The sequence below is a fragment of the bacterium genome (genome assembly GCA_036504735.1).
Taxonomy (GTDB): domain Bacteria; phylum Electryoneota; class RPQS01; order RPQS01; family RPQS01; genus DASXUQ01.
Genome location: DASXUQ010000009.1, coordinates 330694 through 349499, shown reverse-complemented (window position 1 = coordinate 349499; position 18806 = coordinate 330694). Strand labels below are relative to the sequence as shown.

20 protein-coding genes are annotated in these 18806 nt (G+C 58.5%); 4 read left to right on the top strand and 16 right to left on the bottom strand.

The genetic code is table 11. From position 1 onward, the window contains the following. Positions 1-72: 72 nt before the first annotated feature. The 6 genes from VGL38_08995 to VGL38_08970 form a co-directional block, all read right to left on the bottom strand. On the bottom strand, positions 73-648 hold the full coding sequence (locus tag VGL38_08995; GenBank protein HEY3295564.1) for a cytochrome c family protein: 576 nt from the start codon (positions 646-648) through the stop codon (positions 73-75). A gap of 58 nt (positions 649-706) precedes the next feature. Further along, positions 707-2308: a cytochrome c biogenesis protein ResB gene (locus tag VGL38_08990; protein HEY3295563.1), complete on the bottom strand. Its 1602-nt coding sequence runs from the start codon at positions 2306-2308 to the stop codon at positions 707-709. 45 nt (positions 2309-2353) lie between these two features. After that, complete coding sequence (ccsA, locus tag VGL38_08985) at positions 2354-3706, bottom strand: cytochrome c biogenesis protein CcsA (GenBank protein HEY3295562.1); 1353 nt, start codon at positions 3704-3706, stop codon at positions 2354-2356. A gap of 109 nt (positions 3707-3815) precedes the next feature. Continuing rightward, positions 3816-5135 (bottom strand): CxxxxCH/CxxCH domain-containing protein, encoded by a 1320-nt coding sequence (locus VGL38_08980; GenBank protein HEY3295561.1) that lies wholly within the window; start codon positions 5133-5135, stop codon positions 3816-3818. 8 nt (positions 5136-5143) lie between these two features. Continuing rightward, positions 5144-6079, bottom strand: a complete 936-nt coding sequence (locus tag VGL38_08975; protein HEY3295560.1) for a cytochrome c3 family protein — start codon at positions 6077-6079, stop codon at positions 5144-5146. A gap of 9 nt (positions 6080-6088) precedes the next feature. Next, complete coding sequence (locus tag VGL38_08970) at positions 6089-7270, bottom strand: hypothetical protein (protein ID HEY3295559.1); 1182 nt, start codon at positions 7268-7270, stop codon at positions 6089-6091. Positions 7271-7735: 465 nt separating this feature from the next. Between VGL38_08970 and VGL38_08965 the strand changes: the two genes are divergently transcribed. From VGL38_08965 to VGL38_08950, 4 genes are all read left to right on the top strand, one after another. Continuing rightward, positions 7736-8098 carry a carboxymuconolactone decarboxylase family protein gene (locus VGL38_08965; protein ID HEY3295558.1) on the top strand — a complete coding sequence of 121 codons (363 nt, stop codon included), beginning with the start codon at positions 7736-7738 and terminating at the stop codon, positions 8096-8098. Positions 8099-8306: 208 nt separating this feature from the next. Continuing rightward, on the top strand, positions 8307-8789 hold the full coding sequence (locus VGL38_08960; protein ID HEY3295557.1) for a hypothetical protein: 483 nt from the start codon (positions 8307-8309) through the stop codon (positions 8787-8789). A gap of 60 nt (positions 8790-8849) precedes the next feature. Further along, positions 8850-10157 (top strand): PLP-dependent aspartate aminotransferase family protein, encoded by a 1308-nt coding sequence (locus VGL38_08955; protein ID HEY3295556.1) that lies wholly within the window; start codon positions 8850-8852, stop codon positions 10155-10157. Between the two features lie 18 nt (positions 10158-10175). After that, positions 10176-10805, top strand: a complete 630-nt coding sequence (locus VGL38_08950; protein HEY3295555.1) for a porin family protein — start codon at positions 10176-10178, stop codon at positions 10803-10805. A 73-nt stretch (positions 10806-10878) separates the two neighbouring features. On the opposite strand, the gene VGL38_08945 is transcribed toward VGL38_08950, so the two are convergent. The 10 genes from VGL38_08945 to VGL38_08900 all read right to left on the bottom strand — a co-directional run bounded on the left by VGL38_08945 (position 10879) and on the right by VGL38_08900 (position 18794). Continuing rightward, entirely contained in the window at positions 10879-11634 is a 756-nt protein-coding gene (locus VGL38_08945; GenBank protein HEY3295554.1) for a CDP-alcohol phosphatidyltransferase family protein, read from the bottom strand. Further along, the gene (locus VGL38_08940; GenBank protein ID HEY3295553.1) at positions 11635-12084 is read right to left on the bottom strand and encodes a GtrA family protein; all 450 of its coding nucleotides are present in this window, start codon (positions 12082-12084) and stop codon (positions 11635-11637) included. It abuts the gene before it with no gap. A 66-nt stretch (positions 12085-12150) separates the two neighbouring features. Next, the gene (locus VGL38_08935) at positions 12151-13434 is read right to left on the bottom strand and encodes a glycosyltransferase family 39 protein (protein ID HEY3295552.1); all 1284 of its coding nucleotides are present in this window, start codon (positions 13432-13434) and stop codon (positions 12151-12153) included. A gap of 42 nt (positions 13435-13476) precedes the next feature. Next, positions 13477-14796, bottom strand: coding sequence for a glycosyltransferase family 39 protein (locus tag VGL38_08930; protein ID HEY3295551.1), 1320 nt, complete (start codon positions 14794-14796; stop codon positions 13477-13479). A 51-nt stretch (positions 14797-14847) separates the two neighbouring features. Continuing rightward, positions 14848-15786, bottom strand: a complete 939-nt coding sequence (locus tag VGL38_08925; protein HEY3295550.1) for a DUF3078 domain-containing protein — start codon at positions 15784-15786, stop codon at positions 14848-14850. Positions 15787-15838: 52 nt separating this feature from the next. After that, on the bottom strand, positions 15839-16294 hold the full coding sequence (gene mscL / locus VGL38_08920) for a large-conductance mechanosensitive channel protein MscL (GenBank protein ID HEY3295549.1): 456 nt from the start codon (positions 16292-16294) through the stop codon (positions 15839-15841). 107 nt (positions 16295-16401) lie between these two features. Next, positions 16402-16863, bottom strand: coding sequence for a metal-dependent transcriptional regulator (locus VGL38_08915; protein ID HEY3295548.1), 462 nt, complete (start codon positions 16861-16863; stop codon positions 16402-16404). A gap of 104 nt (positions 16864-16967) precedes the next feature. Continuing rightward, on the bottom strand, positions 16968-17270 hold the full coding sequence (locus VGL38_08910) for a hypothetical protein (protein ID HEY3295547.1): 303 nt from the start codon (positions 17268-17270) through the stop codon (positions 16968-16970). A gap of 90 nt (positions 17271-17360) precedes the next feature. Then, a complete protein-coding gene (locus VGL38_08905) occupies positions 17361-17687 on the bottom strand; it encodes a hypothetical protein (GenBank protein HEY3295546.1) in 327 nt (108 codons plus the stop codon). 246 nt (positions 17688-17933) lie between these two features. Beyond that, the gene (locus VGL38_08900; GenBank protein ID HEY3295545.1) at positions 17934-18794 is read right to left on the bottom strand and encodes a PhnD/SsuA/transferrin family substrate-binding protein; all 861 of its coding nucleotides are present in this window, start codon (positions 18792-18794) and stop codon (positions 17934-17936) included. Positions 18795-18806: the final 12 nt, after the last annotated feature.

Genomic DNA, 18806 nt, shown 5'->3' with positions numbered 1-18806 from the left:
GCCCCAACGCTCCACCCCTAAAGAGCGGCAACTGCTCAGTCAGCACACAGCGCCGTCCGGCAACCCGGATGCTTACTTCTTCTCGCCAGCGCCCGCCGCCTTCTTACCGTGGGCGATCTTCGGGAACATGGTGGTGTAATCGAAGCCCTTGAAGGTCGGCGATTCCTGATTGTGGCAGGTCTTGCAAACTTCTTCGGTCGGAACGATCAAACCATTGGCAATGGCCTGCTCGTGATTCTTCATCACGCCCATGGCCTTATAATCCGAACCGGGGCCGTGGCAGGCTTCGCAACCGACCGAACCCAGATCTTCGGCACCCTGCTTGTCCTTAACCTTGTCAAAACCCGTGGCTTTGCCGTAACCGGTGGTGTGGCACTTGAGGCACTTGGGATTGGTGGTCTCGCCCTTGGCCGAATCCAGCGCCGCCATGGCGTGCGCATGCTTCGTGCTCATCCACTTGTCGTAAATCTTTGCCTGAGCTTCGGTGTTATGGCACATCTTGCAGGTCTTGCTGCCGACATACGCGTGCTCTTTTTTGGTGTCCGAGGCGGCCTTGGGGGCATCCTCGGCCAGGGCCAGGGCGGCACCCAGAACCAGAACCATCATCACCGCCGCGAAGGTGATGATTTTCGCAAAACGACCGTACATGAATCCTCCTTGAGAAGTTGGGGTATCGTCAAATCGGCTGCGGTCCGCGCCCCGAGGGCTATGAGACCGCCTGACTGTTCAAACCTTCGAGCATAAGGTCAAGCTGCCGCGCAAACAGGTGCGCCGTCTTGCGGGACAGTCCGGTCAACCGGATCTCTTTCTGTCCTGCCTGCGGCCACTCCACATACAGCACGCGGTGTGAAATGTAGAAACACAATACCAGTCCTAAAGAGCAGATCAGGAAACCTGCCCACAAAATCCAGGCGCCATACGTCTTCTTGACTTCGAAAATGGTCGCCAGTTCTGCCGAGGCCTGCTCCCCGCTCAAACGGGTGACCCGGTAGCTGAAGTGTCCCGGTCCGGACTGCATGGGCGGGAATTTCAAAAACACCCACTGCGTCTTTTCGTAACTGTGCGGGCCCTTAAAAGACAGTTGCACCGCGGGATTGACAAATTCCGCGTCCTCGCTGAACGGCCCATTCTGTCCCAGCTTGAAATGCGGCAGCAGTTGGCCGGCGGTGACTTTCAGAGTGTCGCCGGGAAGGGCCGTTTCCACGCCGGGTTTCAAGAGCAGGCTGTCGGTGATCCCCTTGGCGCTGTCCGTCAGGGAAATCATCGCGCCGGCATAGGTTGCAGTCGCGCGCGGATTATCCGGATCGTAGGAACTCTGGTAGAAGCGGTAGCCGCTGCGCCGCAGCGGAGCGTTCACCGCAATTTCCCGCTTTTCCATTTCGCGGCCATTTTCCAGGATCGTCACATAACTGGCGAACTTGCGGATGTTGCCGCGATCCATATTGTTGTTGAACTGATTGCGGATATACTGCGGCTCGTTGGAAGACAAGGTCTTCTTGCCCGTCTCATCCTGCTCTTCGACCAGCCACGTTCCACCCGCCTCCAGCTTGACCAGCCGGCCCACATAACGGTTGTCCACCAGTACCATCTGCCCCGGCTGGAGCGGCCAGTACTGAATGCGGAAACTGTCGATCCGCACGGCAAAGGGCAGACCGGGCACATCCTGAGCGTCAATCGTATCGGCGGCATAACCGCCCGCGCGGGTGGTCATCCCGCCGAAGGAGCCGATCAATGCGCCGACGCCGATGAGCAGCATGCCGATGTGCGTCAGCAGCGGACCCCACATGCCGACCCGGCCACGCTCGCCCACCCACAACTTGTCCGATTTCAGCCGCCAGTCCCAGCCGCCGCCGAGATGCTTTTCCAGATCTTCACGCGGAGCGGTCACAACGCGCTGCACACCGTAGCGGATATTCCGCAGCCAGCCGGCATCCTCCGGCGGCTTGCGATGCCACAGCCGCCAGATAACCGGGGTGCGTTCAAGCACACAGGCCAGCAGAGACAGGCACAGCAAACCGAGCAACAGCCTATACCACCAGGAACGGAAGGGATCCGTCATCTGGAACAGATCTACCACCGCGCGTCCCGTTCCCTGTACCGTCGCCTGTCCGGCTTCATTCTTGGGCAGAAGTTCACCGACAAACAGCGAGACCAGCGAGAGCACGCCCAGCAGCACCAGAATCCAGATCGCAAATTTCATCGTTGCCAGAAGATCCCACAGGCTCAGCTTCTTCTTCGCCGCTGGCTTACTTTCCGGCTCCAGAGTTTCCTGTTCCGTCAGGTAACTCTGATAATTCAGATCGTCCATATACTCAAGGTTAGTTCATCAAGATTAAGAGACCGAAGGATCCGATCACTTGTCGGTGGGGATTGTCCAAAACCCATCCGCCAGCGATGCGGTTGCCGGCTGCGCCTGCGCGGGCGCAGCGGCTAGTTCGATACGTTGTTCACTGGCCGCGTTAAGTCCATACGAGTGCAGGCCGCCGAAGAAGTAGTTGCCGAAGAACGAGAGCATCATCATGGCAAAGCCGACCAGGGACAGCAGGGCGGTTCTCGATCCCGACCAGCCGCGCTGGTAGCGGGCATGGAGGAAGGCGCTGTAAAACAGCCAGATAATCAGTGCGCCGACTTCCTTGGGATCCCAGCTCCAGAAGGCGCCCCACGCTTGCTCGGCCCAGATGGCCCCGGCAAACAACGCGCCCAATGTGTACAAGGGATAGCCAAGGGTCACGGCGCGGTAGTTGATCTCATCGAGCAGTTTGCCCTCAAGATGCAACTTGGCAGGCACCTTGCCAAAGCCCAGCAGGGCATGAACAACAAACAGGGCAATGGCTGAACAGATCAGGGTCACACCGAAGAATTCGAAGATCTTCAGCGGGCTGTCGGTCGTCAAGGCAATCCTGTCACTGCGGATCAGGAAACCGGTAACCAGTGCGCCGATAAACAGCGCCAGGAAACCGACCGCCGCCCAGTACCGTTGTTCCGGTCCCGGTTCACCCTTGGCCAGGCGCGCCCAGACAAATCCCGCCAATGGCAGATACATACCGCACAAAATCACCGCGCTGCCCATGCCGCCCGACGGATCACCGAAGAAGCCGAAGTGGGTAACATTCGAGAACAGGCCCGCTGCGCCACCGATAATCAGCATCAAGGCCGGAATCGCCACCAGCGAAATTGCCGGAGCTTTCAGCTTGGGCTGGAACGGCGCCTTTTCCTCATCCTTGTCCTTGGCGGCAAACAGGTAGATCATAGACACCGCCGCCGCGACGGCAAACGCGCCCGCGCCGATCGACGCCAGCGACACATGAATCATCAGCCAGTAACTCTGCAGCGCAGGCATGAGCTGCATCGAAGGCTCTTTGGGCAGCAGCGAGGCCGCCACCATCAACATTACTACCACAGGTGAAATCAGCGCGCTGATGACCCAATGGCGATAGCGCCAGGTCAGAAAGGCCAGGCTGATCGCCGCCATCCAGCTCATCACCGCGAGATACTCATACATGTTGGAGAGCGGGAAGTGGCCGGTATTGGCCCAGCGCAGACCAAAGGCAATGGTCTGCGGGATAATGCCCAGCACAAAGAGCGTGGTTCCCAGCTTCGTCAGGATCGGTTTTCTCAGCCCCAGCCAGAAGGAATACGCCAGCCAGCCGAATCCGTAGCACGCGAAGGCTACCCAGAATAACTTGACGTCGAGAGTTGTGCCCATCGTCTCACTTTACATTTAGACAAACATACACTGCAGAAAGTAAATTCATCAGCGCGGGAACCCTCGTTTGGGCAAACTCCCAGGCATGATCGGGGACCGTAACGGTCACTTACAAATGATAGTTGGCATCCACGTGCAAAGAATCGGAGACAAACCGAATGGAATCCGGGAAATTGAAATTGGAGTTCGGATCCACGTCATGATGGCACGCCGAACAGTTCAGGCCGGTTCCCTGCGGGTGACTCGGGTCATCAGCCAGAGACGGCGGAATCGCATGGCACATCCCGCAGCCGCCGTGCAGTGTCCATTGCGGGAACACCACCGCCGGACGGGGATTCTGATGCGGCGGGAAGTTCGGGTTTAAGCCGTTGGAATGGCAGTAGACATTCGAACAGGCCCCGTTGCCACTGTTGGGCGCGCCCACATGGCTGAACGCCGGGCTGAAGCCGAAGGTATCGGCCAGTACGGCGCGGTTGAAGGCCACATCTGCCGGCAGCGGATGGGGATGACCCGACGCGGACAGCGACGGATGGCATTCGCGGCAGGAGAACTTGTTGTCCGCCACATGCAGCGGATGTGCGCCCGCGTCCGCCGTGCCGAACGGCACTTTCCAGAAGGAACGCAGTTCCGGTTCGGTCGTATGGCAGACATTGCAGCCCGTCAGCATCATCACGTTGTCGGTCGGCGCGTGGCACTGGATGCACACCGCCGCACTGTCCACACCGGCCGCCGCGCCGCCCGTAAAGTCGGTGCCGTGGCACACGGCGCAGTTATCATTGATCTTCCAGCCCTTGGAAGCGACAAACGCGCGGTGAGTATCGGTATCTTCGTTTTCCACCGTCGTGTGCAGCACACTGTGGCAATCGTAGCAGGAATTGGCCCGCGGCGTTCCGCGGAAGTCTGTGCCGTGACACGGCTTGCAGGTCTGTCCCGGGCCGTTGGTGTCGCTCTGGGCGTACCAGCCGTGGAACAGCGGCGACGTCGACAGCGGCTGCTGCCAGGCGGTATTGACAATATGCGGATACGTCGTATGACAGCGGTAGCAGCCCACGCCGCTGATGCCGCCCTGGAAATCGGAACCGTGACAACCCACGCAGGACTTGCTACTGTCGGTCTTGGCCGCCACACCGTGGAACGCAGAACTGGTGGTGTCCATCCAGGTGGCCGGATGCGGGAAGGTCGCATGGCAATCGTAACAGGAGCGCCCGCTGGATCCGCCGTGCAGATCCTGACCGTGGCACTCGCGGCAGGAGTTGCTGTCGCGGGCGGCGGCAAAGCCGTGGAAGGCCGCGCTGGCCGGGTCATTCCAACCCGCCGGATGCGGACCTAAGGTGGATTGTTCACGCGTGGTCTTGCAGGAAACCATCGCCACCATCAGCGCCAGCGCGAGCAGCCCGAGAAATATCCAAAGAGATTTGTGTTGTTTCATAGTGGGCCTCATTTCCCGTGGCACTGAACGCAGACCGGCTCCGCATTGGGGCGGTCATGACAGGACATGCAGCTTTCCAAATCGAATTCCGCGCGGTCTTTGTGATCGCCGCCTGTGGTGCGATTAGCCCAGTTCGGTTTGAAGTGGCTGGGCGGGACAAGCTGCCGCTGTGCGTGGCAGTCGTTACAATAACTGACTTCGTGGCACACGTTGCACTGCACATCGGACAGATGCGCATCCGCGCCGTGGCGCGTCACATAGTCGCGCGGGTGCGGATTGGTGATCTGGTCGCCGTTGTGGCAGCGGTTGCAATCCATCGCTGCGTTCTGGTTGGTGTTGTGGCACATCATGCAGCGCACATCAGTCATGCTCGACGCCGCCATACCGTGCCGGTACACCCAGTTCAGATTATGATCTTCCGGTTTCAGCTTGTCCGTCGGCAGATGGCAGGTGCTGCAATCATTCTTTACCAGCTGCTGATCGTGGCAGGTCATGCACTCGCCCATATTCGGCCCATGTCCCATCTGATGGGGGGTAAGCGCCGAATCGAGATTGGTATGGCACAGGGTGCACTCAAGTTTGCCTTGCTCGATATGCCGCTGATGGCTGAACTTGGGGCTGTAATCGACAATCCGCGCGCTGGGCTTCGGTGCCTGGCTCAAATGGCAGGTACTGCACTCGGTGGTCTTTTGGACATCATGGCACTGGCTGCACTGCGCATGGCCGGGCAGCAGATCATCTTTGCCCGTGGCGCTGGTCTTGGCGTTGACATGGCATTGGTCGCAGGTAATTCCCTGCTCCTGATGAAAACCGTGGCTGAACTTCAGCTCGCGGCGCGTGGCCGACGGCTCCATCTTCATCTTGGCAAAGGCCGCCACGGCCAGCAGCAGACAGACGGCTCCAAGGCTCAAAATCCTGGTGATAGGAAGGACTCGGGTTTTCATGGGAGGCTCCTATCGAAGGTTGGAAAAGTGTGTGCCGATCGAAAACAGGCCGCGCCACTGGCTCTTGTAGAGCGGATCTTTGATCTGCTCGGCGCGGGCCGAAAGCGTCAGAGCGGAAATCGGCGTCACTTCCGCCCCGAAGTACAGCGACTGGGAGTCCCGCGCGGGCAACAGGGTCGTTTCCGCATTGGATCCGCGTGCCCAATCGAAGCCCACATCCACGTTCACCTTGGAGAAACACCGGCAGCGGAACTCACCGAACAGGCCGTCCCACTTGGCCTTGTCCACCGACAGCCAGTGGGTATAGCCCACTTCCAGCGAACGGCAACTGTTGAAGCCCGCCGCGGCCTGCACCTTGTACAGCCCGTTATCGCTTTCGGTAAACAGCAGCGCGCTGTTGCCGCGCACGTAAAACATTTTGTAGAAATTCCAGAGCGCGCCCACCCGGCCAAAGGTGGTATTCACCTGGCCGAGGAACTGCCGGAAATAGGAATCTTCAAAAATCCGCGGCTGCTCGACCCGGAACTCGCCGGTCAGATCCAGGCGCTTGTTCGCCGTCCAGTACAACCCGAGCTGCCCCTTCTCCACCGAACCGTGTTCAAGGTTGACGTCAAACCGTCCGCGCGCCATCATATTATGGATGATCCGCCCCGACGCTTCCACGCCCGCGCCCTGATAGAGCACCTTGTCCTTGCCCACAAAAAAGTAGGATGCGCCGACGTTGTAGCGGTGGATGCGTGTCTGCCCGTGAATGCCGGCGGCCAGACCCTGATAGTGGTTGGTCTCCTGCAAGTCCACCGAGCTTAACACCCGCGCGCCGCCGAACACGGTGACGCTGCTCAACGCTCCCAGCTTATGCTTGACCCACAGCCCGGCCACATTGCCCCGACCCACGCCTTCGGTCAGCCACTGCTGTCCGAGCCGCGCTTCCCACGGCGATTTGTCCGGGGCATACACAAACACCGCGCGCCAGATGCGCAGGCGGCGATCTTCCGATGTGCTGTGGCGGATATCGGTGAAGCCGCGCAGCGACGACTCGAAGCGCAGCGACTTCACGCCGAAATCCCGCACATTCAAAGTAACCATCGGCGCCACCTGCACATGGCTGGTGGTGTCGTTGCGCACATAACTCCAAATCGACGCCGATCCATTAACCGCCGCCGCACGGGCCGAACCGCCCCAAAGTGCCATGCTTGTTAAGAAAAGCACAAGTAGCGCGAGGGGTCGGAATCGCCCGGGACAAAATTGAAATATCCCTGTTTGCATAAGCCACCTCTGTGAAGGAATTCACACCAAATATGGAAAAATGGAGGCACATAGTCAAGCACAAAAAACACTTATTGTTAACATTGGACAGCAATCCCGTACAGCGGTAGGGAAGCTAAAGATCGTATTGTCGGGAATTCAGCCTGAATGGGTCATATTAGATATGAGAATCTTCAAATGCACGAGTCCAAATGCCTCTCTTTGCGCGCCAGCGAGCCCTTGGCGGGTCAAGAACCCTTGCAGAACTCCGGCTAACTTGGCCCCACTTGACCTTGTGAAGAATCTTGCGTATCGTGTAGACTCACTCACTTTGCCCGGCAGGATCATCACTCCTGTCCCGGACTGCCTTGGGACGTGCCGGTTTGGTTTCACCCAACTGCATCAAATATCATGGGAAAACGGCTCGACGAGTTCAACGATTTCCGCAGCCGGATGAATGAGCGCATCCTCGGAGAAGACCATGCCTCCATCAAGCGCTTCTTCGGCGTGGACACCCTGACCTACCGCGACGGCGCACTCCCGGCCAAAACCAAGGAGATGCTCGGCCTCGCAAGCTCCATGGTTCTGCGCTGCGACGACTGTATCTCCTACCATATTATCGAGTGCCGCAAGCACGGCGTCACCCGCGCCGAACTGTTCGACATCTTTTCCGTAGCCTTAACCGTCGGCGGCTCCATCGTCATCCCCCACCTGCGCCGCGCCGTGGCCTTCCTTGATGAGTTGGAAGAAGAAGAAAGAAAGAGAACCGTGTAAGGTTGGCGCTCATTCGGCAAGCACCACGCCCTTGAACCTCGCCGAGGCGGGCGCCCCCGCCCGCCCGAAATGCTCAGGGTTGCTCTTACCCCCACGCACTCAAACACAGTTTCCGCACGGCCTTGAAAGCTCCCTTGCCACCCTTCCGGGCGGACGAGGGCGTCCGCCTCGGCCAAGCCAGTGGTTTCTGGTCAACGAGATACTTGACATGCGGCGACGACATTCACAAATCGCCTTCGTGGGCACTCTGCACTTCGTCACAACCAGTACACGAGTGATGGGGAATTGGTTCGTTGATGATGCCGCATGCCGTGCTGTGTTGGATGTCTTCGAAACCAACCGCGTGAAATTCGGTGTAGTGTGCTACGGATACGTGCTGATGCCTGATCATTTCCACGCTTTGCTTGGCCAGACAGAGGATGGCATGGCAGTGCCTCGCTTGATGCAGGCTTTCAAGAGTACCGTCGCTCACATTTGCCAACCACACGGGTATCCGCCCTCGCTTCCATTGTGGAATAGCCACTACGATGACGTTCCCATTCCGGGGCCACGCGCAGCGATAATACGCCGCCGCTACATGCATTTCAATCCGGTGAAGCGCGGTATGGCTGCCGCTCCCGAAGACTATTTTTGGTCGAGTGCCCGGTTCTTCTTTTTCGAGGAACCGGGGGTGATTACAGTGACATATTGATTTCGGGCGGACGAGGGCGTCCGCCTCGGCGATTGCAGGAAATAAACCGGACACCACCTCATGGAAGACTCCAAACGTAAAGATGTGATTGAGCAGTTTTATCTGGATTGCGGGTTTGCTACGCGCTGTCTCCACGCCGGAGAAAAAGTCGGGCAGCCCAAGTCCAAGGCTCACACCAACGCAATTTTTCAGACCTCGACCTTTATCTTCGACGATGCCGAAGAGGGCGCAGACCTCTTTGCGCAGAAGCGCGAAGGCTTTGTCTACACCCGCATGGGCAACCCCACCGTCGTCGTCGCCGAAGCCAAGCTGAATGCTCTCGAGGGCCGCGAGGTCAAGCTGGCCGATCCGGAAAACGTGCGCATCTCTTCGCTGCTCTTCTCCTCGGGCATGGGCGCCACCTCGGCTCTCTCGATGGCGGTCCTGAATCCCGGCGATACGTTGCTGCGCGGCACCGTGCTCTACGGCTCCACCGACCACTTCTTCAATGATTTTCTGCCCCGCTACGGTGTGAAGAACGTGCTGGTGGATACCACCAAGCTGGAAAATGTCGAGCATGCCATCCGCCTGAATCCCAAGGCGAAGATGATCTTCTTCGAAACCCCGACCAATCCCATGATGGAGCTGTCGGATATCGAAGAGATCTGTAAGCTGGTCAAGAGCGTCAACCCCGAGTGCCTCGTGGCCGTGGACAACACTTTTGCCACGCCGTACCTGCAGAATCCGCTCTCGCTGGGCGCGGACATCGTCATGCACTCCACCACCAAGTATCTGTCCGGCCACGGCACCATCGTGGGCGGCGCGCTGGTCACCCGGCACGACTGGGTGAAGGACGCCTTCTACAAGACGATGAAAGACTTCGGCCCCTGCCCCTCGCCGTTCGACTGCTGGCTGCTCAACCTCGGCATGAAGACGCTGCCGATCCGCATGGAGCGGCACTGCGCCAATGCCAAGCTCGTGGCCAAGTTCCTCGAGAGCCATCCGGCGGTGGAGCGTGTCTACTTCCCCGGTTCGCCCAGCCATCCGCATCATGCTCTGGCCAAGAAGCAGATGAAGGATTTCGGCGGCATGATCTCCTTTGACGTCAAGGGCGGTTATAAGCCGGCGCAGGTGGTGATGAACAACGTGCACGTGATCTCGCTGGCCGTCAGTCTCGGCTGCGTGGACTCGCTGATTCAGCATCCGGCTTCCATGACCCACAGCGCCATGTCTCCCGAAGCCCGCGCGGCCTGCGGCATCGGCGAAGGCCTGATCCGCCTGTCGGTGGGCATCGAAGACGTGCAGGACATCATCAACGATCTCGACCACGCGTTGAATGCAGTGACCAAATCGGCCGCGCGCAAGCAAGCCACGCCGACGACCGCTTAACCTTTAGCCCCACCCGCTATGAAGAAACTCCTTTTCCTACTGCCGCTCGCGCTGCTGCTGTGTACGACTCCGAGTCACGCTCTGATCCGGGCCGGTATCAAGGCCGGAGCGATTTTCGCCAACACGAAGCTCGAGATTCCGAATCAGGCGACCGCCACCACGCAGAAAATCAAGCCCGGTTTCCTGGGCGGCGTGTACGGTGAAGTCGCCGTTCCCCTCACCGGCTTCTCGGTTCGGGGTGAACTGCTCTATGTACAGAAGGGATTCAAGCACGAGATCTTCAACCAGACGTTCACTGTAAATGAGGACGAACTGGTGATCGCGCCGTTTCTGGTGTACAATCTGCCCGTGCCGACCATCAAGCCGTTTATCGAGGCCGGTCCCGAAGCGGGCTTCAACGCACGGGACAAGATCACCGGCAGCGCAACCGACTATTCCGCGGGCAGCAACTGGAAAAACCAGAGTCTGAGCCTGAATGTCGGCGCCGGCGTCAATCTTCCGCTGAAGGGACATGTCCTGACGCTGGAAGGCCGCTACAACCTCGGCCTCACCAACATGGGTGGCATTGCCGCCAGCACCAGCGGTTCAACCAAGGCCCATACCAACGGCCTGCAACTGCTGGTCGGCTACTCGCTGTTCGACTTCTAAATCAGAGCAACGACTTATACAACAAAGGCCAGCGAGAATCTCGCTGGCCTTTTTGCATATCCCGTTTTACTGCTTAGCTCCGGTTGACGCCGCGACTGGGCGCGGGAATGGAAACCATCGTTTCGGAGCGGGGTGAAGCGCCTTGGTCGGGTGTGGGATCGAGCCGCGCCAGTTTGCGCTGTTCGATGGTCCCGAAGATCACATAAAAGACGCCCAATACTCCGAAGACCGCCAGTCCAAACACGCTGAACAGGGTCAGCGGCACGCCGTCAATGGTGATCACCGTCGGGTTATGCAGGCTCCAGACCACAATGTTGGCAATGATGGTTGCCAGCCGCACTTCCGTGGGTCCGAAGCCGCCGAAGGAAATCTTGAAGACGTCGCGCGCGAGGGACACAAGATACACCAGCATCATCATGGCATAGTAGCCGACGATGAGCATCAGCGCCACGCGCAGATCCATGATCGGCGAGACGCCCATGCCCATGCAGATCAGAAAAACCGCCACCGCGTCGCTGTAGTGGTCCACAAAGAAGCCGTACCGTTCGCGCTGGATGTTGCGCACCCGGGCAAGGGTGCCGTCGAGGCTGTCGCCGTACCAGTGCAGCACAAACGCAAAATTGGTGAGCCACAGCCAGTCCAGGCTGTAATGGGTCAGCCAATAAGAAAAGCCGATTAAGAGCGCCGCGAATTGCCCGAGGTACGTCAGATGGTCCGGCATCACCCAGGCGGGCAGACGCCTGGCCATCCACGGCAGCACGCGCCGTTCGAACGGACCGAGGGAGATATTATTGATACGGAGAATCGGCGACGAACCATCTTTAGCCATTTATCGCGTCTCCTTGAAAATAAGTTTGTCGTTGACCCAGAATTTGATGAACGGCCCAAGGATCATGCCGATGATGTTGGCTACCAGATAATGGACGCCGAACAGGGTAGCCAGCACCCAGAGAATCGTTACATTGGCCATCAGGTCCACCGCGCCCGTGGCCAGATTATAGACAATCAGTTGTTTCCAGAACGGCGGACGCTGATTATCCGTCTTACGGTCACTCCACGCCCAGTACCGCAGCCAGATAAAGTTGTGCAGGATGGCAATCTCGATGGCCAGCAAACTGGCGGGAATCAACGGAATCCCCATCACTCCCTTGAACAGAAACAGCAGGGCCGTATTGACCGCCATCCCGATCCACGCCACAATCATAAACCGCGTACCGCGAAACAACAGCGGAAAGGCGGGATGACGCTTGGCGGATGCAACTATGTTCGAAAGCTTCAATCCAAAGCCATAAGGTCAAGAGCCGGAAATCCTGTACGAATCAGAAGGTACTCCCTTGGCAGCCTTTCACATCGCGGCAACGGACAGGCCTTCGAGCAGCCACAAACCGCCAAAGGCACCGAGGGTGCAAATCACGGCGGCGCGGCGGATCCACGGAGCTTCGACCCAGACAGCGGGACGCCAGAGAGCGGCCGCGCCGATAAGCAGCGCCGGCAGGAACATGAAATGATCCCGCGGCAGACCATACGTCAGAAACAGAGCGGCAACACCCAGCAGCAGTTGCAGCAGATAGAGCCTGCGGGAGCGGAACGTCTGCACCAGAAGAAAACCCGCCGCGCCCAGGCCAACCGCGAGCATTCCGGGGATGGATGCCACCGCGACCGGCAGGATGTGCCAAAGCACACTGCGGGACAGACCCGGGTCATTCGGTTGCGCAAAGTAGTTCAGCCACAATCCGATATCCGTGGCCCAGAGGCGCATCAGTTTCCGCACCCACACTTCCCCGGCGGCGAGTTGCGGTCGGGGTGCCGGCGTGTTCTCCTCTAAGGATGGACGCCGCGCCGCGATACTGTCCCGCGCCTCATGAGAAGGGAACGCGCTTTCATGGGTCATTTCTCCCGCCAGCAGGCTGATTCCGCTATTAGTTGTCAGCGCAAAATGTCCGACGGCCCGCGAGTTCCGCAGCATCCACGGCACAATCAGCACGAGCGCCGTGAACAGAATCACCAGTCCGCTGCGCCAATGCACCTCACGGAAGGCACCGAAGCGAAGGCCGGACACATACAGGACCAGAGATAACAAGAGCACCAAACCAATCGACCGCGTCAGAATGGTCAGCCCGGCACAAAGGCCAAGGAGAACGGCATCGCGCAGGCGGAAGCCGTTGTCCTCGAGGCGGTCATAGAGCGCCAGCGCCACGATCCACAAGAACACGAACAGGGTAGTGGTTTGAAAGAGCGCGGTTGCCAGAATGGCACCGGGATAGAACAGCCATGCCGCACACAGCAGCAGTGCTGCCGATGAGCCGAAGCGCTTAAGCCCTGTCCGGTACAGCAGCCACGCGCTGGCGCAACTCAGCAGAAGCTGCACATAGAGCACCGGCTTGGGAGAGCCGTGAAACGGCAGCATGACGGCCGCCGCAAGGGCAGGAAAGAGCAGACTGCGGTCGGCCGTCGGCTGGCCATTGAGACTGAAGCCCTGATGCAGATCGAGGCTGCGGGCAATATCCAGATTCTCGCTCTCTTCAGGCGCACTTTCCAGCGCGGCTTTGGGGCGGAGTTCAATCACCCCGGCCCGCAGCACGGCTCCCGCAATCAGCAATATCCACAATAGGCGAGGAATGCGGGACACAACGGTCTCCAAACGCTGGATGGTGGGGATTGCAGCCTGATCTCAGACACCGGCAATGGTCATGGCTTCAAACAGCCACATGCCGGCAAACATCCCTAATGTAAAGAGCAGAAACAGACGCCGCCAGACGGGCGCGCTGATCCAGACTTTGGGGGCGACGAGGGCTCCCGCGCCGATGATCACGGCGGGCATCAGCGGAAAATGATAACGGGGCAAACCATACGAGATCAGGCTGGCCACCACCCCGAGGAAAATGCTGAGGATGAACAGCCCCCGCGTGGGAAAGTGCCGCACCAGATAGTAACCGGAAACACCGAAGCACACCAGCAGCATATACGGCACGGCCATGATCAGCAGCATCCACAGCGGTAGCGACCGCAAGCGCTCGCTGACATGGGGCGGTCCTTCGGGCGGCAGATAATGAATCCATTGCGCCGCGTCGGTGGACCAGAGAAAGGCGAACTTGCGCGGCCAGAGTTTGACGGTTTCCTGCGGGTGTTCCTTGATGTAGCGCCACGCCACGGCAGATGTGCCGCGCGCACCGTCGCCTTCGCTGACCGTCGGCGGAGGCAACAGAGCCTCCTGGTCGGGTTCGAGCTTGTAAGCTCCGTTTGCCTTGGCATTGTTGCCAATGAAGAAGTTCATCGCGCCGTTGCTGTTGAGGGCGAAGTCTCCCACCGCCACGGCATTGCGGATCATCCACGGCAAAGTCACCAGTGCGGCTCCGGCGAGGATCACCGCCGCGGCCTTCCAGCGCCGCGGGCGGGGAGTCTCATAGCGGATCAGCCCCACATAAATCAACACCGCCGCCAGAAAGGTGGTGCCCACCTGCCGCGAAAGCATCACAAACCCCAGCGCAAGGCCGGTGAGCGCCGCCCACTTCAGATCGTACTCGCTTTCTTCGAGCTTGTCATGGAGCACGAGGGCCAGGAGCCAGAGAAAAACAAACAGGGTCTCGGTAATCAGCAGCCCGCAGTAGAGAATCGCCGCGGGATAAAACATCCATGCCGCCGCCATCCATAGGGCGGCCTTTTCGCCGAACCGTTTCCGCCCGAGCAGATACAGAAAGTACGCGCTGGCCGCGGACAACACGATCTGCAGATAGAGCATCGGCAAAGCCGTATCGCCGAAAAGCTTCAGCGTGCCGGCAGTGACCACGGGCAGCAGCATATCGCGGTAGGCGGTGGTCTGACCATGCAGGGCAAAGCCGTCGCCGTGTGCCACGCTGCGCGCCAGCGTGAAGAATTCATCCTCATCCGGCGCGCGCTCCAGCACTCCTTCCTGCCGAAGATGAATTGCCGCCACGCGAAGCAGGGCGCCGGCGAGCAGCAACAGCCAGAAAATGCGGGGGGGTCGGATCAAGAAGAAAATAGGAAATGTGAAATTGGAAATAAGAAACAGAAAAGCAGACGGCTACTTCTTCTCTTCGGTGTAGTTGGCGAACTTGTAGGCCAGGCCCAAAGACAAGGTTTCGCGGAAGCGGCCACCGAGGGCAATCTGCTTGTCATACAGAAGCTGCCAGGCCAAACCGACCTGCAGAATCTTGGTAACGTTCACACTGACCGTATTGTCCCAGTTGGCCGTGGCAGTTTTCCAATTGTCATTCTGTGGGGGCAGCGCGATATCGCTGTGAATCGAGTGGAACAGCGCCTGAAAAACCGTCAGCCGCGAGTCGAAGTTATAGGGCTTCTTGGGTGAGCCCAGCACCAGATGGGTCACCCATTCAATACCACCGTCATTGGTGTTCTGGCGCAGCGTTTTCTCATGGGTGGGATCCGCCGGATCGGAAAAGGCGGTGAAGCGCTGCTTGAGGCCGAAACCTAAACGCGTCGTCAAAACATTGACGTCGGGTTTTTCAATCAGCGTGCGGGCAAAGCCGGTCGCTTCGGTCAGGTCAATGGGGTTCAGGTAGCGGTGCTTCAGGGAGTCGGATGCATCGAGAAACTGCGATTCGAAGGTCAGACCGACATAGGGATCCACAAACCAGCCGCGAGTGTAACGGACGATGCCGTCATAGCGGATCTGGTCCGCAGACTTTTGGGGCGGAAGCCAATGCTTGTCCGACTGCCGCTGAGAATGGGTCTGGCCGAATTGCAGCTTCAACTCATTGCCTTCAAACCAGGACGTGGAAAATTGCCGTTCGGCTTTGCCCAGGAAGTTGGACACCCACGTCATGGAACCGGCTTCGCCACCAACCCAATTGTTCGAATAGCTGGATTGGGCCAGGCCGAGATTGGATTCCATCTGCAGGCGCCAAGGGCTTGGGGCGGGCGGCGCAGCAAATAGAGATGCGGAAAAGAGCACGAGAATCAGGTGCGCGGTGAGCACCAAAAGGATTTGCTTGCCAAACATGTCCGTCTCCTGTAATGTCTACAGCCGAGGTAATAATGTAGCGTGACTTGTCTCAGGCCGTCAATTCCGAGGTGCAGTGGGCACAACGGGTCGCCCGGGCGGGAATTTCGGTCAGGCAATACGGGCAAGGCCGGGTAAGCCGTTCTGCCGCCGGTGCCGAGGCTTCCTTGCGGTGCAATTTGCTGACACCCCGCACCAGAAGGAAAACCGCAAAGGCCACGATCAGAAAGTTAATGATCGTGTTGATGAACAGACCGTAGTTGACCGTCACCGCACCCGCCGCTTTGGCCTGCGCCGGAGTAAGATACGGACCGGGGGTCACCCCTTCCTTGACGACCGCAAAGAGATTGGAGAAGTCCATCTGCCCAAGCGCCAGACCGACGGGGGGCATGACAATGTCATTGACCAGTGAGCTGACAATGGTGCCGAAGGCCGCGCCGATAATAATACCGACGGCCAGGTCCACCACGTTGCCGCGCATAATGAAAACTTTAAAGTCTTTCCACATGGTTCGGTCCTCCAGTCATTAATGAAGAGTGTTACTTTATCTACAGGGAATCCGAATACAGATTCAGGCGCCACGCCGGCGGTGTACGCTTTCCTGGCTGCGGCAGGCTACTGCGCTTGCAGCGGGAGCAGATCGAAGGGCTTGCGGCCCGGCGCATCCGTGACTTTTTTGACAAAGGCGGCCAGACGGTTGAGCGTGTCGTCATCGAGGTGGTGCTCCATGATGCATGCCTCCCGCTCGGCAACCTCTTCGGGAACGCCCAGCACATCAATCAGGAATTTGCGGGTGAGGTCAAAGCGGTCGCAGATCGCCCGGCCCGTTGTACGGCCCGGACCAGTGAGCGTGATCAAGCCATAGCTTTCCTGTGCCACCAGACCGGCATCGCGCAGACAGTCCACCGCATGGCGGGCCGTCGGCAGCCGAACCCCCTGCATCCGCGCCAGATCCGTCAGCCGCACCCCGGCCCCGGAACGCGAAAGCTGATACAGTGCGCGCAGGTAATTTTCCCGCGTGGGCGTCAGGGTGTTGTTCTTATTCGGTATATGTTGATCCATCGCCATAGGGTTCATGTTTATTTCCTCTAACAATTTACAAAGTTGAAGCGAAAAGTCAACAATAAAGGCGACCTTGTTGTGCCGCCCTTGATGCTTATGCGTTCTGTATGCCGCTTCAATTACGCGGTCACATCCGCTACCATGTTGGCGGCCGTGATTTCCAGACAAAGGCTCCGGGCCTTTCGCAGGATCTTTCGAACGCGCGGATCGGCACGCATGGCAGCAATGTCTTCATGACTGCCCCACAGACCGATAGAGTAGAAGATGCTGGGATCCTTGATCCCTTGAATCACGGTGCCCCACAGGGGAGGATTTGCCAAAGAAGAGAAGATGTCGGCCAGCCCTTGCCATGTCAGCAGGAAATCATCCTCGCGGCCCGGCTTGACTTTCCAATAGGTATGAGCACAGAGTATCTCTTGCATATTCAGATCACCTGTAAATATGATATATAGTTAGAGTAAGTATATGTGATGCATATTCGTGCGAAATTTGTCTTGTTTTGCTATTGAACTTCAGACGGTGGTTATACCATGTACGCGGTAGATTATCCAGTGCTGGCTGCCGGGGACGATGAAGGGGGCCAAGGAATCGGAGTACTTTTGAAAGCGGCCTGTGGCGACGATCTTCAGCGCGTGATCCCAGTCGGACAGTTCATCCACCAGATGTTCGTGGATAATATGAGAGGCTGACGCGCCCACATGCCCCACCATCAGCCGCCGTCCGCGTCCCTTGGGAGACTGTGGATCTTTATCGATCTCCTCTTCCCAGCGCTTCATAATGTCCAGCACCTCTGTCTGCTTCCCGAAAGGAATATCGAAATGCCATTGGCACGCATACATAAGACCTCCTTGAAGAAAAATCTGAAATACTGAAAGGTCCGCTGAGCGAGACCTCGCCCGGCGCGCGGACTGAAAATCTGAAAATGATCAGTAAAGCGGGCCATAGAATACGTGCATCTTTACAAGGGCCAAGTTGTTAGCCGCACAGTAATAATAGCACATAGGAGGACAGTTTGTCAAGGGTTTGGCCGCAGAGAAAAAAAGGCGCACGGTAAGTGCGCCTCCAAAGCAAAGTGGTTCGGGCTTTCAGGACGGAATGGCGGCGGCGCTGCTGCGGACAAATTCTCTTAAGGTGCCAAAGCGTTCGACGGCATCGGTCAGCACCGCATAACCGCTGGTGCGGCCGGGCTTCCAGCATTTCAGGCCTTCGAGATCCAAGAGCGGCTTGACCTGCGGATCAGCATAGCTCATGGCCAGCAGCAGCTCTCGAAAACGGTTTACCTGTTCAGCCGGTGCGCCGTCGAGTACGGTGAAATTGCAGTGATCGAAAGGGGTCGTGCGGGAGAGGATGCGGGTTGCATGGCTGGGGAGTGTGCCATCGGCCAGAAAGGCGGCGTGGTTGCCTTCAAGGATGCAGGCGGCATCGGCGGTCCCATCCAAGAGCGCGCCGACGGCATCGCGTTCGCCGCCAATGTGATCGCCATGCAAACCAACCAGCACTTCGAAGGAAATGACAGCGAAATCTGTGTTGGGTTTCAGGCCGGCTTGCGAAAGATGTTCGAGAGGGATGAGCGTGGCTTGCGGCGAATCCTTGGCTCCGACGGCGACACGTTTGCCTGTTAGATCGGTGACCGTAGCAATGGCGCTGTCCGCGCGCACCAGCACCACGGAGGTCAGATCGCGATCACTGTCCCGCATGCAGATGGCTTCGGCGCGGCGTCCCCGCGAGGCGGCAAGCTGCTGCGATTGGAGCCAGGCTAAGGGTGAATTCCAGGCGACATGGATGACGCCGGCAAAGTGCGCCTGCACCTGCCGCTCATAGTTGGAAAAGAGAATGTAGTCGAAGGCGAGACCGTGGGCGCGGAAGTAGTCGCGGAAGCCGTTCCAGATGGTGACCACTTTAGGATCGTAAGCCACCGCTCCGAGTATCAGGGTTGAATCATTCATCGGTTTCGTTCC